The 18,272-nt window shown below is 32.9% G+C and carries 17 protein-coding genes; 9 read left to right on the top strand and 8 right to left on the bottom strand.

Annotation, left to right across the window (positions count from 1 at the left end):
- Window positions 1–60: 60 nt before the first annotated feature.
- Window positions 61–2,160 (bottom strand): TonB-dependent ferric enterobactin receptor CfrA, encoded by a 2,100-nt coding sequence (gene cfrA / locus JJQ98_RS01940; RefSeq protein WP_151104678.1) that lies wholly within the window; start codon window positions 2,158–2,160, stop codon window positions 61–63.
- A 335-nt stretch (window positions 2,161–2,495) separates the two neighbouring features.
- Between cfrA and JJQ98_RS01935 the strand changes: the two genes are divergently transcribed.
- Window positions 2,496–3,269 carry an undecaprenyl-diphosphate phosphatase gene (locus JJQ98_RS01935; RefSeq protein ID WP_005020746.1) on the top strand — a complete coding sequence of 258 codons (774 nt, stop codon included), beginning with the start codon at window positions 2,496–2,498 and terminating at the stop codon, window positions 3,267–3,269.
- On the opposite strand, the gene JJQ98_RS01930 is transcribed toward JJQ98_RS01935, so the two are convergent.
- A complete protein-coding gene (locus JJQ98_RS01930; RefSeq protein ID WP_151104677.1) occupies window positions 3,270–5,378 on the bottom strand; it encodes an ATP-dependent helicase in 2,109 nt (702 codons plus the stop codon).
- Window positions 5,379–5,530: 152 nt separating this feature from the next.
- Between JJQ98_RS01930 and JJQ98_RS01925 the strand changes: the two genes are divergently transcribed.
- Window positions 5,531–6,466, top strand: coding sequence for a LysR family transcriptional regulator (locus JJQ98_RS01925; RefSeq protein WP_151104676.1), 936 nt, complete (start codon window positions 5,531–5,533; stop codon window positions 6,464–6,466).
- Here JJQ98_RS01925 and JJQ98_RS01920 read toward each other — a convergent pair.
- From JJQ98_RS01920 to JJQ98_RS01910, 3 genes are read right to left on the bottom strand one after another with little or no spacing between them, the layout of a single operon-like run.
- Window positions 6,463–7,134: a M48 family metallopeptidase gene (locus JJQ98_RS01920; protein ID WP_060661040.1), complete on the bottom strand. Its 672-nt coding sequence runs from the start codon at window positions 7,132–7,134 to the stop codon at window positions 6,463–6,465. The two genes, JJQ98_RS01925 and JJQ98_RS01920, sit on opposite strands and share 4 nt — an antisense overlap.
- Window positions 7,134–8,354: a hypothetical protein gene (locus tag JJQ98_RS01915; protein WP_054197634.1), complete on the bottom strand. Its 1,221-nt coding sequence runs from the start codon at window positions 8,352–8,354 to the stop codon at window positions 7,134–7,136. Before JJQ98_RS01915 ends, JJQ98_RS01920 begins: the two co-directional genes overlap by 1 nt.
- Window positions 8,345–8,986, bottom strand: a complete 642-nt coding sequence (locus tag JJQ98_RS01910; protein WP_005020753.1) for a uracil-DNA glycosylase family protein — start codon at window positions 8,984–8,986, stop codon at window positions 8,345–8,347. Before JJQ98_RS01910 ends, JJQ98_RS01915 begins: the two co-directional genes overlap by 10 nt.
- A gap of 169 nt (window positions 8,987–9,155) precedes the next feature.
- Here JJQ98_RS01910 and JJQ98_RS01905 point away from each other — a divergent pair, with 169 nt between their 5' ends.
- Window positions 9,156–10,559 (top strand): hypothetical protein, encoded by a 1,404-nt coding sequence (locus JJQ98_RS01905; protein ID WP_151104675.1) that lies wholly within the window; start codon window positions 9,156–9,158, stop codon window positions 10,557–10,559.
- Between the two features lie 107 nt (window positions 10,560–10,666).
- Here JJQ98_RS01905 and JJQ98_RS01900 read toward each other — a convergent pair whose 3' ends face one another.
- From JJQ98_RS01900 to JJQ98_RS01890, 3 genes are all read right to left on the bottom strand, one after another.
- Window positions 10,667–11,245: a peptidylprolyl isomerase gene (locus JJQ98_RS01900; RefSeq protein ID WP_060661043.1), complete on the bottom strand. Its 579-nt coding sequence runs from the start codon at window positions 11,243–11,245 to the stop codon at window positions 10,667–10,669.
- Entirely contained in the window at window positions 11,217–12,146 is a 930-nt protein-coding gene (locus tag JJQ98_RS01895; RefSeq protein WP_005020757.1) for a ribose-phosphate pyrophosphokinase, read from the bottom strand. The genes JJQ98_RS01900 and JJQ98_RS01895 overlap by 29 nt, the downstream gene beginning before the upstream one ends.
- Window positions 12,147–12,217: 71 nt before the next feature.
- A complete protein-coding gene (locus JJQ98_RS01890) occupies window positions 12,218–12,772 on the bottom strand; it encodes a class I SAM-dependent methyltransferase (protein ID WP_151104674.1) in 555 nt (184 codons plus the stop codon).
- A 129-nt stretch (window positions 12,773–12,901) separates the two neighbouring features.
- Here JJQ98_RS01890 and JJQ98_RS01885 point away from each other — a divergent pair, with 129 nt between their 5' ends.
- From JJQ98_RS01885 to JJQ98_RS01860, 6 genes are all read left to right on the top strand, one after another.
- Window positions 12,902–14,818 (top strand): motility associated factor glycosyltransferase family protein, encoded by a 1,917-nt coding sequence (locus JJQ98_RS01885; RefSeq protein ID WP_151104673.1) that lies wholly within the window; start codon window positions 12,902–12,904, stop codon window positions 14,816–14,818.
- Window positions 14,819–14,879: 61 nt separating this feature from the next.
- Window positions 14,880–15,437, top strand: coding sequence for an LPP20 family lipoprotein (locus JJQ98_RS01880; RefSeq protein ID WP_151104672.1), 558 nt, complete (start codon window positions 14,880–14,882; stop codon window positions 15,435–15,437).
- A gap of 32 nt (window positions 15,438–15,469) precedes the next feature.
- Window positions 15,470–15,907, top strand: a complete 438-nt coding sequence (locus tag JJQ98_RS01875) for a hypothetical protein (RefSeq protein WP_224757610.1) — start codon at window positions 15,470–15,472, stop codon at window positions 15,905–15,907.
- An 11-nt stretch (window positions 15,908–15,918) separates the two neighbouring features.
- Window positions 15,919–16,611 (top strand): tRNA1(Val) (adenine(37)-N6)-methyltransferase, encoded by a 693-nt coding sequence (locus tag JJQ98_RS01870; protein WP_151104671.1) that lies wholly within the window; start codon window positions 15,919–15,921, stop codon window positions 16,609–16,611.
- Window positions 16,605–16,982: a YkgJ family cysteine cluster protein gene (locus tag JJQ98_RS01865; protein ID WP_040499552.1), complete on the top strand. Its 378-nt coding sequence runs from the start codon at window positions 16,605–16,607 to the stop codon at window positions 16,980–16,982. The genes JJQ98_RS01870 and JJQ98_RS01865 overlap by 7 nt, the downstream gene beginning before the upstream one ends.
- On the top strand, window positions 16,966–18,261 hold the full coding sequence (locus tag JJQ98_RS01860) for a tetratricopeptide repeat protein (protein ID WP_151104670.1): 1,296 nt from the start codon (window positions 16,966–16,968) through the stop codon (window positions 18,259–18,261). The genes JJQ98_RS01865 and JJQ98_RS01860 overlap by 17 nt, the downstream gene beginning before the upstream one ends.
- The last annotated feature ends 11 nt before the right edge of the window (window positions 18,262–18,272 follow it).

Below are 18,272 nucleotides of genomic sequence, written 5' to 3'. Positions count from 1 at the left end.
AAGGAGAGCTAGACTTGAAATAAAGCCTAGCAAAATGAAATTTATTTATTATAAATGTGATTAAAAATTACCTGTTAAAGAAACCCAAAAGCGTCTCCCTTCTTCGATTCTATTATATTGAGAGACATAACCATCTGTTGGATTCCCTACAAAACTATCAGTGAATTTCTTATCTAAAAGATTGTGAATAGCCACATTAAGCTTCCAAGAATCATTGAAAGCATAAGTTCCACCAGCAGTCATTAAGAATACATTTTTGTAGTATTCTCCTATTACTGAATCGCCACCTGTGTAGCGATTCCCTTGCCATTGTCCTTTGAGATAAGGTGTGAAGTTGTTGAAGGGTATGCTAATTTTGGTGATGAAATTGTGTTTTAAAGAATTGCTCTCTGGTTTTCCAATAGCACTTTTAGTAGAAGATTCGCGCACTTCAGAATCTAAATAAGTATAAGAAGCGTCAATGTTGATTTTTTCTAAGACTTTAAATCCTGCTGCTAATTCTACTCCCATATATCGCACTTCGCCGTGATTGATGGCTTGTGAACATCTATCATAGGTGCAGATTCCAACTCCTGAAATTGCTTCGCCTTTTTTTATTTGTGTGCTTGAGATTTTATCTTTAAAATCTGTCAAAAATCCTGTAAGACTTATGTAATGAGAATCTTGATTGTAAATAGCGCTTAATTCATAATTAATTGAAGTTTCTTCAGAAAGATTTGGATTCCCATATGAAGGAAATCTTCCTTGACCGCTAAAATTATAATATCCTGCAATAAGGCGATTTGGTGTTGGTGCTTTAAATCCAGTTGCAACACCACCTTTTAGTGTTAGAGAATCAGTTGGATTATAGACAAGATAGCCTCTAGGTGAAATATTATCGCCAAAAATTTCGTGGTGATTGTATCTTGCTCCTAGTGTAAAGTTTAGATTATCTAAAATTGAAAGTTCATCTTCTGCAAAAATTCCAAGCAAATATTGATCAAATTTAGTTGGATTTGCGATTTTATCTTGCATTTTTTCTATGCGATATTCAGCGCCAACACTCAAGAGATTTCTCTCTCCTAATGGAACAACAGCTTTAGTATCTAAAATAATATCTTCTGCTAGAATATCTCTATTTTCTCCCAAATGGGGTTGTGTTGCAAGTCCGACAACTTCTCTACCATCATTGCTAACGCGATTGTATTGGATTCCAGAATCTAACACAAAATTTTCATAAGTTCCCTTGTGTGTTAAATAGGTTACTAATTTATCAACTTGCATTGTTTTGGTATAACCACCAGTTAATGCACCAGTATCATTAAGGGGTTTTGTTAGTGTTCCTAGCTGCCCATTGGCGTTATCAAAGATACTTTGCGAGTAATCTACATCAAAGGTAAAATGATTTTGAGGATTAGCTAGGTAATCTAATTTTAATCCAAAATTATGATTATTGGCTCTTGTTGGGCTTTCTGCTGCTTCGACATCATCAATGATTGTTCCATTAGGCTCTGAATAGCTCACACTAGAACCCTCTCTGTAAAATTCTCTTGCGCGCAAGGTAAGGGAGAGTTTGTCTTTAATAAGTGGTCCGCTACCATAAATACTAGTCCCATAGAGATTTCCCCATTGTGAATCTTCTTGAAGCAAGGCTTCTGTTTGGACGCTTAAGCCCCATTTTTCGGGAGATTTTTTTGTAATAATATTAACCACACCACCTAATGCATCAGAACCATAAAGGGTGCTCATTGGACCTTTGATAATCTCAATGCGTTCAATTGCTGAAATTGGAGGCAAGAAAGAAGAAGTAATTTCAGTGAAGCCATTAGGACCCACATCTCCTCCAACGCTTTGTCTTCTCCCATCTATTAAGATAAGGGTGTATCCCGTGATTCCACGCATAGTTATTTGATAAGTTCCTGTTTTTCCTTTACTAGCAAATAAATCTACTCCAGGAATATCTGCAATCGCTTCTGCCACATCGCGATAAGGCTTGTTTTCCAAATCTTCCTTCTTGACAATTGAAATACTAGCGGGGGCTTCTTTTATGTCTTGAGAAAATCCACTAGCACTCACAACTGAAGTGTCTAAACGATATTCTTCAGCAGCATTTGCGCTAATTGCGCCAAGTATTAAAGATAACACAACAGATGAATATCTAACCTTGTTTGATATAAACATTTTTACTCCTATTAAAAATAATAATGATATTTAAAATTGTATTTATTATTAGCTTAAGTAAAAATAAACAATCATAATAATTACTACTATAATTGAATAAATTTAATAACGAAAGAGTTTATTTTTTTGGTTTAACAAAAAAGAGTTGTAATATTAAAAATGCAGTTATAGGATAGGATTGTCAGCATAAAGGGTGTAAAAGAGTAATGGCTTTTAGGAATGAATAATTTTATTTTGTATTTATTTTTAAATTTTCTCTTGAAATTTTAGAATGTTTTGTAAAAAGAATGAATTATGCTAAAATTATCCCACTTTTACACAAATTAAGGTTTTTTATGGAATTAATATATGCAGTGATTCTTGGTATTGTTGAGGGGCTAACAGAATTTTTGCCTGTTTCTTCTACTGGGCATTTGATTTTGACTTCAAAATTGCTTGGAATCCCACAAGATACTTTTCACAAAACTTTTGAGGTGATAATCCAACTAGGTTCAATTTTGGCTGTTATTTTTGTTTTTTGGGAAAGATTATCTAAAAATAGTTTTGAATTGTGGGTGAAATTGGCAATAGGATTTTTGCCTGCTGGAATCTTGGGATTTTTGCTTTATGATTTGATTAAATCGCTTTTTGCCCCTATTACCACTTCAATTATGTTGATTTTGGGCGGAATTGTGTTTATTGTGATAGAAATTTTCTATAAAGAAAAGGAGCATCACACTAAAGATGTTGCAGAAATTACCTATAAGCAGTCTTTTTTGATAGGGATTTTTCAAGCTTTGGCAATGATACCGGGGACTTCTAGGAGTGGGGCAACGATTATTGGTGGGTTGCTTTTGGGGTGTAATCGCAAAGTAGCTACGGAATTTTCTTTTCTTTTGGCATTGCCTACAATGATTATTGCAAGCGGTTATAGTGCTTATAAAAATTATGAAGTTTTTAATTCAGAAAATCTTTTGGTGCTTGGATTGGGTTTTGTTGTGGCTTTTATAAGTGCTTTTTTGGCGATTAAATTATTTTTGGGATTTGTGTCTAGGTTTAATTTTATTCCATTTGGAATTTATAGAATCATTTTGGGAGTATTGTTTTTGTTTTATTTGGAGGTTTTTTGATTATACTTTTGTTACATAATCACTTAAAATTTCTTTAAAAAGCCCACCAAAATTGATTTTTAATTTTGTTTCCTTTCCGTTTTTTGTAATCTCTAGGATTCTTCCTGCTCCAAAGATTTTATGTACAACACAATCGCCTTTTTTAAATCCAGAATCTTCTAGGGTAATTGTGGTATTTTCTTTTTTGAAAGTTTTGTAGGAATTTTTTAGGACTCCACTTTCTTCTAAGAATCTTGAGGGTAAAATGTTGGTTCGATTGCCACGATAAAATCTTGAATCCACATAGCTTAAATAAAGCTCTTTTTTGGCTCTTGTAAAAGCTACATAACCTAATCTGCGTTCTTCTTGAATATTGCTATCTTCTCTTACCATAGGGAAAAATCCCTCTTCAAGCCCAATGATAAAAACATAATCAAACTCTAACCCTTTGCTAGAATGCACGCTCATACAAGAAATGCCTTCCACTCCCTTTTTTTCTTGTCTCATTTCCATATCTTCTTGATCGCTTCTTAGAGCTAATTCGTTTAGAAAATCTTCTAATTCCATAAGGGGATTTTGCTTGATATATTCTCGGTATAATCCATAAAATTCCTCGATATTGCTTACCCTATCAATTTCATCATTATTTTGCAAAAAAGCATTGCAAAGACCGATTTTTTCTTCAAAATCATCAAGGAATCTTAGGCTAGATTGTTTATGGGATTCTTGTAAATCTTTTAAAGTTTCAAAAAAATCTTTGATGGTTGTATGGGCTTTTTTGCCAATTTCTTTTTGTAAAGATTCTTGCAAATGAGGGTGTGCAAAGAGTTCATAAATACTGCAAAGGTGGATTTGTGTGAGGTTTTTTAATTTTTCAATGGTCGTTTTGCCTATGCCTCTTTTGGGTTTATTTAAGATTCTAAGAAGGGAAAAGTCATCATTGGGGTTGATTAAAACCCTAAAATAGCTAATTACATCTTTAATCTCACTGCGTTCATAAAAGCGGATTGCACCCACTAAGATATAAGGAATCCCTTCGCGATTAAAACCTTCTTCTAAAGAGCGTGAGAGGGCATTTAGACGAAATAAAATAGCAATATCTTTGGGATTAATTCCATTAGAGAGTAGATTTTTGATGATTTTGCAGAGATTTCTTACTTCTTCTTGCTCATCAAAAGAATGCAAAATCTCAATAGGCTTGCCTTCTCCCAAAGTACTTTTGAGGGTTTTGCCTAGCCGTTCTTTGTTGTTTATAATAAGATTGTTTGCTGCCCTTAAAATGTGTTTGCTTGAGCGATAATTCTCTTCTAATTTAATGGTTTTTGCATTTTGAAAATGTTTAGAAAAATTTAAAATATTTTGGATATTTGCACCCCTCCAGCTATAAATGCTTTGGTCATCATCGCCAACAACGCAAAGGTTTTGGTGTGTGGTGCAGAGGTATTTTAAAAGTTGATATTGCAAATCATTGGTATCTTGGTATTCATCAACCATAATATATTGGTATTTTTGGCTAATTTCAGTGGCAACTTCTTTGTGGTTTTGAAAAATCTGTATAGGCAATAAAAGTAAATCATCAAAATCTACCATATTGTTTTGCAAAAGAGATTCTTGATAATTTTCATAAACTTTTGCGATATGCTTGTAAATTTCATTGTGTGCATTTTTTGAGGCTTCTTGTGGAGAAATTTGAGAATTTTTGTAACGCGAAATCTCACTAACAACCAAAGGCAAAGGGGCAAGTTCGGCGTTTAATTCTTTGATGATTTTTTTTGTATCATCGCTGTCAGCTAGGATAAAGTTTGTTTTGCGTCCTAAGTAATGGATATAAAATTTTAAAAATAATAAACCAAATTTGTGAAAAGTGCAGAGTAAAGGCGGGTGAGATGTGGTGTTTTCTATCATATTTAAAGCCCTTTTTTGCATTTCTTGTGCGGCTTTATTAGTAAAAGTGAGTGTTAAAGTGTTGCTTGGTGGAATCCCAACTTCATCGATAAGATAGGCTAAGCGAGTTGTAATAGTTTTTGTTTTGCCACTCCCAGCACCTGCTAGAATCAATAAAGCACCTTCAGTAGTGGTAACTGCTTCTTTTTGAGAGGGGTTGAGTTGCTCTAAATAGGATTCTTGCATAAATAGCCTTAGGAAAAATGGAATGAATTTTGGAATTATATCAAAAACTTGTTGTGTGACTTGTTGGCTTGATAATAAAAAAAATTTTTGTTATTATAAAAGTTTTGATAAAAATTTATATATATTTTATTTAATTGTATGGAGATTAGGGTATGTTGTATGATTTTACCAAATTGCGAACTTTTATGATAGTGGTCAAAGAAAAAAGCTTTTCTAGAGCTTCTATGAAAATGGGTGTCTCCCAACCTGCAGTTACGCAGCAAATTAAACACCTTGAATCATATTTTAATACCAAAATTATTGTCCGCAGGAAAAGTGGGATTGGATTGACAAAAGAGGGAGAAGAGCTTTTGTTGATTGCTTCAAAAATTGATAAAATCTTGCATTCTCATCAAAAAGAAATAATGCATAACATTCACAGAAAAGAAGCGGTAAAAATAGTTTGTTCGCCCACTATCGGTAATTTTATTTTGCCTACTTTGCTTCCTAAACTCACAAAAGAAGTTTATCCTAATATACAATATAGTATTTCTACTTCTTTGAAAGCCATTGAAGATTTGCAATGTGGTGGTAATGGTGCTGGGGAGATTAAAATGGCTTTGATTGAATCTCCGATTTTTAGGGAAGATATTGCGTATCGAGAATGGCTAGAAGATGAAATTATTTTGGCTTCTACAGCGCCTTTGCCAAGAGTGATTAAGGAAGAGGATTTGTTTGCTTATGAATGGATTAATTTGAGTTTGGGGACACATAAGTTTGCTGCAATTAAAAATTATTTGGAAAAGTTAGAAATTGAAGTGGATAAGTTAAAGATTTCTAAACAATTTGAAACCTATCAAGAAGTAAAAAAATGCTTATTGCGTGAATCGCAGAAAAAATCAAAAAGAGCAAAACGCTATATGGCATTTTTGCCTTATTTGTATATCAAAGATGAATTGCAAAAAAAGCAATTTTATTATTCTAAGATTCGAGGTTTGAAGCTTAAACGCAGAATGTATTTGGCTTTTTGCAAAGAAGATAGAAATGATTCGCTCATAGAAAATATCGGTGATTATTTGATTTTTAATACAAAAATCCCTATGTATTAAGATTTAAAAAGATTGTGGTGTAGAAAATAAAGCAATGTGTGATTTTCCTTTAGCCATTGATGGAGTTTTTTGGGTTCTTTATCATAAAGAGAAATGAGATTCCAAAACTCTTTTTGATGGTGTGGGAATCGGAGATGGGCTAATTCGTGTATGATAATTGAATCAATTATCCAGTGAGGCATTAGGGCAAGGCGTATGCTAAAGCGTAAGTTTTTTGTGTGTTTGTAGCAGCAAGCAAGCTGTTTGTAGCTCTTGCCATAGAGAATTTTGTTGGGGAAAAGATTCATAATATTGGCAAAATGTGGAATGCGTATTTGCAAATAAGAATCAAGCATATTTTTGTAGTAAGCTATTAATTGATTTTTGGTGTGTTTGGTGGAATCTTGAGAGAAGGATTGTTCCCATAGGGATTGAATATGAGAATCTGAAAAATTTTTCCATTCCCCAAAAATAAAAAATTGATTGCGTGGTAGATTGATATTGTATTTTTCTTGTAGAGAATGATATTGGGTATCAATCCATTGACGATTTTCTTCCAAAAATCTTAGACATTCTTTTTTGGTAATGTGTTTTGGGGCACTAATGAGAAGTGTTGAGGAATTACAAAAATGCATTTTAAGATTTTTGTAATTGCGTTTTTGAATGATTTTGAGAGTGTATGGAGGCATTAGTGTTGAATGAAACGATTGTTTTTTGGGGAGAGAATTTGGATATCGTATTGGACTTGGTTATTGTAGATTTTTTCATCAAAAAAGCGTTTTGCACTTGGGATATTTTTTAGATAAAAATATTCAATTCCTAGAGCGGTTGCATAATTAATCCAGTCATATTCTAAATCTGCATTTAATAGTTTGGCTTCTTCGACAAATAAATCTTCAAGCTTTCCAATAGAGTTTGCAATATACATATTATCACGATCTTTGGCTTGTGTAATGGAAAGAAGGGTTGGATTGTAATTGATTTGGGTAGAATAGATACCTTGAGTTTGGATATCATAATAAGTAATTTGCGAAAGAATAATACTAGAATTGATAAGTGGTGTATTTAGGAATATGCGAGAATCATTAAGGATGGGTTGTAGTTTTTTCATTTCTTTTGTGAAATTTGTGTTATCTTTGAGATTGAAAGCCATAGAATAAGAAATTTCAGGATTGTATTTTAGGACACTTTGGTGAATGGTATTGCCAATATAGCTTGAATCATAAAAACTAGCAGCTTTAATTTGGGGATTTAATTGAGATAATTCTTTGATTTGTTCATCATAATTAATGCCTCCATAGATGATATTTGGCGAAAGATTGGAAGTGATTTGTGAGGAATGCACACTAGGAATAAAAATAGGTGTTTGGATATTTAAAAGATTGAGGTTGTTAGCACCATTGTAAGTTAAAATAGCAATGATTTGTCGATAGCCCTTAGAATGGATAGTATCAATAGTGCTTTGTAAATCTTCTTGGGATTCACTTTTGCTATCAAAAATTTCAAAATTAAAACGACTATTTTGGTGCAAAAGATAACTTAAAATTACATTAGTTGTGGAAGCCGAGTAAGTCCCAATATTTTTTCTTGAAAACAAAAGCGCAATATTAAAAAATGGTTTTTTGGTGGAAGAAAGATAGGGAATTTGGGATATTGCAAGATTATTCATAAGAAGATTAAGGGATTCTAAAAGCTCTTCATTTTGGTTATCTTCATTGAAATTAGCCATAAAAGAAAAAATCAGCCCTTGTTTGAGATAGTCTTCTAGGCAGCTTGTAGAGCATTTATTGTAATCTAAATTTAAGATTTCTGTAGTTGGCGTAGGAAGGGGAGAGGGGTATCTGCCACTTGCTAAAATAAGATTTGGAGCTAATAAAAATAAAATAAAAAGTTTTTGTATTATTTGCATAAATATCCTTTAAGTGTTAAAAATTCCCTGTGAGCTTGTGCTTTTAGGCTTTGATTGGTGAGTAGCTGCATAAGAGAAAAGGTTGGAAAAAGTGTGTAATGATTCCATGTTAAGATTTTTCCTTGTATATTTTTGTAGGGGGTTTTATCTTTGGTAAAATGATTGTAGGTTGTTTCTCCCAAAATAACAATTGTTTGTGTGTGTGAAAATTCAAGCTGTTTTAGTAGGTATCCAAAACAATTTTCTATGGCATCTTTTTGTGTGGTTTGTGGGATTTCACATTTTAGCAAAGAGAGGATAGAAACTTCATTAAGACGCAATTCAAAGACATTTTCAATGATTTTTTTAAGCATTTGTGCGCCTTTGGAGGCAAAACGCAATTGTGTATCTAAAATAGGTGTTGTGCTTATAAAGGTGATTTTGGAATTTGGATTGCAAAGTCCAGTGTGAGGTTTGGATAGCTTTTGTGAGCAAAGCTGGCATGCTTGGATAGAGGAATGCAAATCTTTGGCATTATTGCTTTGAAAGCTTTTTTGGGTGGGTTTTTTGAAATACACATCACAATAGTGAAAATCCATTGATTTTAATAAATAAAGCTTTTTTAAAAGCAGAGCTTGTTGAAGTTGTTGCACAAGAATCCTAAAACTTTGAATTAAAATAAAAATATAATTATAAAAGCAAAAAAATTAAAGGTAGATTATTTGTTGGATTTAAATTATCTTGGAATAAAAATTGCTTGTATTTTGTGTGAATAGGAATGTAAATTTTCTCTAAGGATAGAGCAATATTTAGGAGAAAACAATGTATTACATTGATGCACGAGGGAATTATGCTTCTTATATTAGCGGTGTAACTTTCTCTAAAGAGATTCAACAAAATTGGGCTTCAAGAACGCCTGAAAATAAGCGACTAAGCACAACTTCAAGCCAAGAGGATTATTTTGAAAAGCAAAAATTAATGCAAGAAGCCATTACGCAGCTTAAACAAAATGGAAGTGTGTCGCCAAAAATTGCTAAAGAAATTGATGTGGAGGCACTCAAAAATAGCCTAGAGAATTCCCAAGAGGGGCAAGCAAGTGCGTTATCAATGCTAGGGCAGGGTGGAGAATCTCAAGAAGCAGCAAAAAATAGTGTGCTTGATTCTAAAAATGCAATCCCAAATCCACTCACTTTAGATGAAGAAACGCACAATAACCAACGCCTTGCAACACTTGATAAAATAGCATATGAGGCAAGCAAAGCTAAAGAAAAAGAGGAAATCAAGCAAGAGATTAAAGAAAGCCTTACAAGCAAAAATCAAGAATCTACAATGACAACTTCCACTTCTATGGGGGTATTTTTGGAAAAAACGCTCGTGCAAACAAGCACAACAAAACCTCAAAATGTGAGCGAAGAAGTCAAAAATGCTTATAATCCTTTAGAAGTAAAAGAAGGGGAAAATATTGCACAAAATGCAGTGAGTTTTGTTGATGAAGTCAGTGGCAAGACTATTAGCGTTCCTTTGAGTGAAGAAAATGTGGAGAAATTGGTAGCAAAATTTGGCAGTTTAGAAGAGGCTAGTGATTATGTGAAGGGTTGGTATTATGATGCAGCTTATAATATGGGATACCTTAGCGGAGATTCTAATGGAGATGGAAGCATTAGTTTAGAGGAGGGAATACACTTAAAAAGTCTCGTTTCTTTGAAAGATTCGCAGTATTATTCTATAGCAGAGAGAATTCCTGGTGGAGAGGAAGCACAAAAGAAGTTTTTGGAGCAAGTAGGGTTTATTGATAATTTGGGAGATTATATCAATCATTCTATTTCGCAAGATAGTAATTTAGATGGTGCATTAAACCTTAATGAAATGATGGGCGATAACAATGAATTGGTGCTTTTTAAAACAGGAGGAGAATCAAATAATGTAGATATTTTTGTGATTCAAAAGTTTAGCTTTGAGATTGGAGAGGTTGAAGAAACTTTGAATGATATTTTGTTGAATCTTGGCACAAAAGATGAAAAACAAGAGGTTGCAAATTCAGATTCCAAAGATGAGGAAGAAGAAAATCAAGAAAAACTTGTAGCTAAAAAAGAAGAAATGCAAGAGTGGCTAGAAATGGCTAAAAAACTACAAGATGAGAATTATTTAAATTCGCTTGATTCCAAAGAGAGGGAGAATCTCATTAAAACCGAAGTGATTTTGAATAATCTTTTTGCGAGTGCATAAGTGGATTATCAATCTTTGATTGCAGAAATCTTATTTTTTGCATTGATAATGGGAGTTTTGTGGCTTTATAAAAGAAAATTAAAAAAATAATCCTCTTTTTATGAGGATTATTGAATGATATAGGCTTTAATGATTTTTTGTTCTTTGATTGGCTTATCTTGAGAGTTTGTGGGGGAATACTCAATTTTTCTTAGAGTTTTGAAGCTTTCTTGTTTATTTTCTTTGCTGATTTCCCCAAAGATTGTGTGTAAGCCATTTAAATGAGGGGTGCGTGTAGTGGTAATAAAAAATTGACTTCCATTGGTGTTTGGTCCAGCATTTGCCATTGCCAAAACCCCCGCTTTATCAAAAGCATAGCCTTTTGCAATCTCATCTTCAAAGTCTTTCCCCCAAATAGATTCTCCACCTTTTCCGCTCCCCGTTGGGTCTCCACCTTGAATCATAAATTTGCGGATAGTTCGATGAAAAATTGTTCCATTATAATACCCATTATTGATGTGTGTTACAAAATTTTCTACAGCTTTTGGCGCAACTTCTGGGAATAAATCAAGAGTGATTTTGCCAGCGGTAGTTTCTAACACGGCTTGAATCTTTTTAGAGTCTGTGTTGGTTTGTGCATAAGCAATAAAGCCTAGGCATAAAAAACCTATGAAAATTTTAAGCAAAAAGTGAATTGACGCTTTCATTGTTGTTGATCCTTTTGATAACTTCGGCAAATAATGGTGCTACACTTAAAACTTTGATTTTGGAGCAATTTCCTTTGAGAGGAATAGTGTCTGTGATGATTACTTCATCAATAGAGCTTTCTTGGATTCTTTGGTAAGCAGCCCCGCTAAATACTGCATGAGTTCCTAATGCAATAACACTTGTCGCACCATTTTTTTTGAAAGCTTCAGCGGCTTTTACAATCGTCCCTGCAGTATCAATCATATCATCAATCAAAATGACATCTTTGCCCTCCACATTTCCAATAACATTCATTACTTCGCTTTCATTAGCCCTTTCTCGTCTTTTATCTACAATGACAATTTCTAATCCTAAGAGTTTTGCAAAATATCTTGCCCTTGCAACACCGCCGATATCTGGGCTTGCAACAATCGGATTTTTGAGATTTTTTGATGCGATATGATCTTTTAGGACTATAGAGCCATAGAGATTATCCACAGGGATATCAAAAAAGCCTTGAATCTGTCCTGCATGTAAATCCATCGTAATAAGTCGAGTGATTCCTGCTCTTTGGAGTAAATCTGCAACTAATTTTGCACTAATTGGCACTCTAGGGGCAGCCTTTCTATCTTGCCTAGCATAGCCAAAATAGGGCATAATAACATTAATTGAGCTTGCAGAGCTGCGTTTGAGTGCATCTACCATAATAAGTAGCTCCATTAAGTTATCATTAGCTGGAGCACAAGTGGGTTGAATCACAAAAACTTCTTTTCCTCTTACACTCTCGCAAAGTCTAATATTGATTTCTCCATCGCTAAATCTTGTGATTTCTGCTAAAGATAGCTCAATATCGAGATTTTTTGCAACATTTTGAGCAAACTCTCTATGTGCATTTCCGCTAAAAAGTTTAAAGTCTTGCATTGTTGAATACCTTATGTTTTATTTGCAAATGCAATTATAAACTTTTCAATCCTTAAAAAACCAGCAAAAAATCATTTTTTGCAATAATACACAAAAGCTGGGGGTAGATTATTCCATACAACCTTGGAAGTTTTGATGTGTGAAAAATATTTTTGTAGTTTTTTGCGAAATAAAATTGTTTTTGGTGTTGGGAGAATATAGGCAAAAGTGCTAAAATATCCCCCGTTTTTTAAAGAATGATGAATGCTTTTAAGCAAAATATCTTGTTCTTTGGCTTTTAGAAGACTCCAAGGAATCCCAGATACGACAACATCTAATTGTGCAATTTGTTTGTTTTGCATAATAGATAATATCTGATTAGCATTTTTATTTTCTACTTCAAGATTTTCAAATTTTTCTTGAAGTTTTTTTGCGAAGTAAGGATTGATTTCAATAGCAAAGAATCGAGCATCTTTTTGTTTGAGGTTGAGAATTTTTTGGGTAAAAACTCCAAGTCCCGGACCAATTTCTGCGATATATTTTGCATTTTGGATTCCGATATTTTTTGTCATCATACAGCTTAAAGAATGGGAGCTAGAATGCAAAGCGCCCGTGTGTTTTGGATTTTTTAAAAATTGTAAAAGCATTCAATACCTTTAAAATATTTTTTAAAATTATTTTTTTGCAATTATAAAATAATGTAATAAATATATTGTTATGATTTTGTTAATAAAATGTTAAGATTGCATTATGAGAATTCTTGATAAAGGAATAAAATGGGAATTGTAGAGTTTTTGAAAAATAGTAGTTGCGAGGAAATCGAGGAATTTTGCGCTAGAAGATTTGGGGAGAATTTGCAATTTTTTGAAGCAAATTATCCTAATCTTTTTTCTGCTTTGCAACAACCTTTGAGGGATTATCAGCTCTATATAGGAAAAGAAGGGATAAATATTATTGAAACAAAAACAAATTCTCTTATGTATCCTATGCACAATGGAGAATCTACTATGCTTTTGGTGCATGAAAATTGTGCTTTTAATCCGCCCATTAATGAAAAATGGAATAGAATCTATGGGACAGAAATGGCAATGATGAATGAGAATTTTCCTTATAGTTCTATTATGGTTAATGGTGTTTTGGAGTTTTTATCTCAAAATGGAGGAATCACTTCTTATCATTTGCCATCGGATTTTTTGCCAAATATTAGTTTATTTGGATTGGGTGGGGGAATCTTTTTGCAAATTTTAAATGAAAAATATTCTGCGATTCATAATTTTTTCATTTTTGAAGAATCTTTGGATTTATTCCGCATAGCTTGTTTTTTTGTGGATTTTGGCAGTTTGTTCCAAAAGGTAGAAAATAAGGGTGGATATATTTTTATTGAAAGTATGATGAAGCGTGATTATGTGCTTAATTTTTTCCTTAGTCGCCGTATTAGCACTTCAGTTATGCGTTTGGAATTAATGATGTATCAAACTCCGGTGAATATCAGTGCGCGCTCTATCGTGTATGAATTGCATTTGCAGTCTCTTAGGGGTTGGGGGACTTATGAAGATGAGATGATAGGGATTAAGAATAAAAAGAGCTATCCACTCTATCCTATGTTGGTGGAGCCAAAACGAATCAATGCCCCTATTTGCGTCATTGCAAATGGACCAAGTTTGGATTTTTTGCTACCCTTTATTAAAAAAAATCAAAATAAAATGATACTTTTTAGTTGTGGAACTGCATTAAAGCCACTTTTGAATGCTGGAATTAGGCCTGATTTTCAAATTGAAATTGAGCGGCATCATTATTTGGGAGATGTGCTAAAAGAAGCACCTTTGGGTGATATTCCTTTGCTTTGTGCCACAGTGCTTAATAAAGAGGCAAAGGAATTAGCAAAAGAAATTTATTTGTTTGAAAGAGATGGTTCTAGTGCGGCAAATTTAAATGAACCAAAATTTAAAGTCAAATTTACTGCACCTCTTGTGGGGAATGCTGGGGCTTCTTTGGCGAGTTATTTGGGAAGTGATGTGATTTTGTGCGGACTGGATTGTGGATACAAAAAGGGTGCTAAAAAACATGCAAAAAATTCTTATTATGGAGAGGAGGACGAAAAGCTGCCAGAAGGGGTTTATAAAGTCGATGGTAATTTTAGTGATGATATTTATTCAGATGCCCTTTATTCATTATCGCGAAATGCGTTAGAAGAGGCTTTCCGTGCTTTAAAGCCTTTTAATATTTTAAATTTAAATGATGGTGCATATATCAAAGGAGCAATTCCGATTTATTTCCAAGATTTTGAATTAAAAGAAATTAATAAAAATCAAGAAATCAAGAATCTTAAATCACTTTTTAAAAATCCACAAGAATGCGGTTTTTATACCAAAGAGACACAATTATATATTTTTGAGATTCTTGCTTTTAAAAATTCTATTAGAGATTTATTTAATGTGGAAGTGCAGAATAAAAAAGGGCTTTTTATCGCAGTAGATAAGATATTTGAAGAGATAAGCAAGGTTTCACAAAAAAATCCATTTGTGGGGATATTGTTTGGTGGGACTTTAAGCCATTTTCTCTATCATATTGCCTTGGGAAGTTTGCATTTGCCTTATGATGATATGCGAAGTTTTTGGGCAAAAGTGGTAGAATTGTATGAAGATTCTATGGAAAAAATGATAGAAAATTTAAGGAAAGTGATTCTACAATAAAAATATGGAACACCTATTGCTTAATGATGTGTGATCTTAAATAAAATATCAAAGGATTGAAATGGCAACAAAAAAAACAATTTCATTAGTTTTAGCAGGAATGCTTTTGGGGACAAATTTGCTAGTAGCACAAGTAAATTCTACTACTACAACAGCAAATAGTGTTAGCCCTGTGGGGAATGCAGGAATACAATCTGGCAGAAACTCTAATGTTTCAGCAGGATTGCAAGGAGTTGAGGTAGGTGGAGATGATATTGTTATCCCAAATGCTCCAATGATTACTCCATCAAGTATTATTGAAATTAGTGCAGTTGGTATGGGAGTAGCACCAGAATCAACATTATCTCCAGCACAAGCTTTGGCATTAGCAAAAAGAGCAGCGATTGTTGATGCATATAGACAAATTGGTGAAAAAATGTATGGTATTAGAGTAAATGCACAAGATACTGTAAGAGATATGGTATTGAAAAATTCTACTGTTAAAACAAAAGTAATGGCAGTTATTCGAAATGCTGAGATTATCGAGACGATTTATAAAGATGGTTTGTGCCAAGTAAATATGGAATTAAAACTCGATGGTAAAAGATGGTACCGCATTTTAACAGGCGAAAACTTTTAGTTTTTTTGTTTGTTGTTTTGGTTGGAGGGTGTATGAAAGCACCTTCTAACTTAGAGCAAACAATACCAAAGATTATATTTTTTTCTACAAAAGACTTCAAATTTTATGATACAGGCTTCATTAAAACCTATGCAAATGGTGATATATCTTTAGAAATATTCAATGTAGGGCATTTGCTTTTGAGATTCTTGGTTTTTCAAGATAGAATTTGCATTAATCAGCAATGTTATGCAAAAGCTTCTGCGGTGAGACAATTTTTTGGCAATGATGCAATGCGTGGGATTGATTTTTCTGAAATTTTGCAAGGAAGGGAGATTTTTGGAGGGAAAAATAAGGAAAATTTGAAAAATGGATATGAGCAGAAATTGCAAATTGGAAGTAGCAAGATTGTGTATCAAGTGACAGATAAGCAGATTTATTTTAAAGAAAATACAAGTGGCTTTACTTTAATTGTTACGGAATTAAACTAAAGGTTAATGGATTGCAGATTTATCAGCCCAAAGATGGATATTGTTATAATAGTGATACTTTGTTTTTGTATGATTTTGCATTGGATTTTTTGAAAAAACACCAAAAGATTCTTGAAGTGGGTTCTGGAAGTGGCGTGCTTGGAATGTTGTGTGCTAGAGATATAGAAATTGATTTAATGATGATTGAAAAGAATCCTAAAATGTGGGAGCTATGCCAGCAAAATCTCCGTGTCAATAAAATCAAAGCAGAATTATTGAGTGGGGATTTTTTGCAATATGATTTTTTAGATTTGAAATTTGATTGTATTTTGAGTAATCCGCCCTTTTATCATAATGGTGTAATTAAGAGCGTGAATAATGATATTTGTATGGCAAGGTATGAAGAGAATCTTCCGTTTGAAGCAATGGTGCAAAAAATCAACATTCTTTTAAAGCCTCAAGGGGAATTTATTTTTTGTTATGATTGTAGAGAAAGTTTTAAGGTTTTTGGTATATTATTTAAATACAAAATTCGTCCCATTACAATTTGTTATGTGCATCCCAAAGAAGATAAAGAAGCGACTTTATTGCTTTGTAGAGCCAAAAAGGATTCTAAGAGTCAAATGCGTATTTTGCCTCCGATTTTTACACATAATGCAAATGGATTTACTAAAAAAGTGCAAGAAATTTATAAAAGAGCAAATACTTGGAGTATAAAATGCTAGAAGCCGAAGATTTTTTGTTTGTGTTTGATGAAAATCAATGTGCAAAATGTGGAGGTAAATGCTGCAAGGGTGAATCGGGTTATATTTTTGTAACCTCAAATGAGATTCAAAAAATCGCAGAATCTTTGCAAATGGAATTTGATGAATTTTGTTTGAAATTTGTCAAAAAAGTGGGTTATCGTTATTCTTTGATTGAAAAAAAGGAAAAAGAAGGGGAGGGCTATGCTTGCGTGTTTTTTGATGAAGAGGGAGGTAAATGCCAAATTTATGAGAATCGCCCAAAACAATGCAAGCAATTCCCTTTTTGGGAATGTTATAAAAAAGATTATGAAATTTTAATGAAGGAATGTATAGGTGTTATTAAGAAATAAAATATTAATTAGCATTATTGGTGGTTTTTGTCTTTTTGTGTTGTTGATGGGGTGTTTGCCAAATGCCAAAATAGCTTTTGTGGATAATTCATACCAAGAGGTTAATAATCAAGAGGATATTTACATTATACAAGCTTATGTGGCTTTGGATATGGGGGACTATAAAACAGCAAGAGAGAATCTCCAAAAAGCTTATGAATTAACCAAAAACAAAGAATATTTAAGGGAGATAATTGGTCTTTTGGTGTTGGAAAAAGATTTTTTAAAGGCAAAAAATGCTGCCAAAGATTATTTGAAAGTTTCTCCAAACGATGAAAAAGTGCGTCAAGCTTTGGTGGAGATTCTTGGCAGTATGGGAGATCTTCAAGGGGCAGTTCAAGAGGTGCAAATTTTGCTCAAAAACAATGCAAGCGTTCAGAATCTAGAGATTGCTTCTTCTGTGTATTTTTTGCAAAAAGATTATAATAGGGCTTTGGAATATCTCCAAAAAGCCTATGAGATTAACAAAGATGAAAAGATACTGGATAAAATTGTATCAATCCATTTGCTTTTTTTTAAGGATAGAAATAAAGCAATTATGGTCTATGAAACGCATATTAAGAAGTATGGAATTTCTAAAAATGTTGGTGAGAAATTAGCATTAATTTATTTGGAGGATAAGAGATTTTTAGAGGCAGCAAGAAATTATGAAAAATTATACAAAGCAACACAAGAGCAAAAATACGCACGATTTGCATTAGAGATTTATATTAAAGGGCAATATCTTACAAAAGCGGAGCGATTTTTAGAGCAGAATCCTTCTATTCAATCAAGAGATGAAATGTTGCTAGAGATATATCGATTAAATAAAGAAACCACTAAGAGTATTCAACTACTGCAAAAACTCTATAAAAAAAGTGGAAATGTGGATTATCTAGCATTAGAAGCGATGATATTGTATGAAAATAGCACAAATAAGAATCAAGCTTTTTTGAAAAAGATAGTAGGGAAATTTGAAGAGGTTTTGAAAAAATCTGATAATTCGCTTTATTGGAACTATTTGGGATATTTGCTAATTGATCATAATTTGGATGTAAAAAAGGGCATTCAATGTGTGCAAAAAGCACTAGAAAAAGAACCGCAGAATCCTTATTATTTGGATTCTTTGGCATGGGGTTATTATAAACAAAAAGATTGTAAAAATGCTAAAGAAATTATCAATAAAATCCCCAAAGAAGAAAGAGAGAAGGAAAAAGAGATTTTTGAGCATTTTAGAGTAATTGAAAAATGTAAATTTTAAACAAAGGATAA

This window comes from Helicobacter pullorum NCTC 12824, assembly GCF_017979475.1.
Lineage (GTDB): Bacteria > Campylobacterota > Campylobacteria > Campylobacterales > Helicobacteraceae > Helicobacter_D > Helicobacter_D pullorum.
Note: the sequence above shows the minus strand (reverse complement) of the source record. Positions and strands in the feature narration are given on the sequence as shown.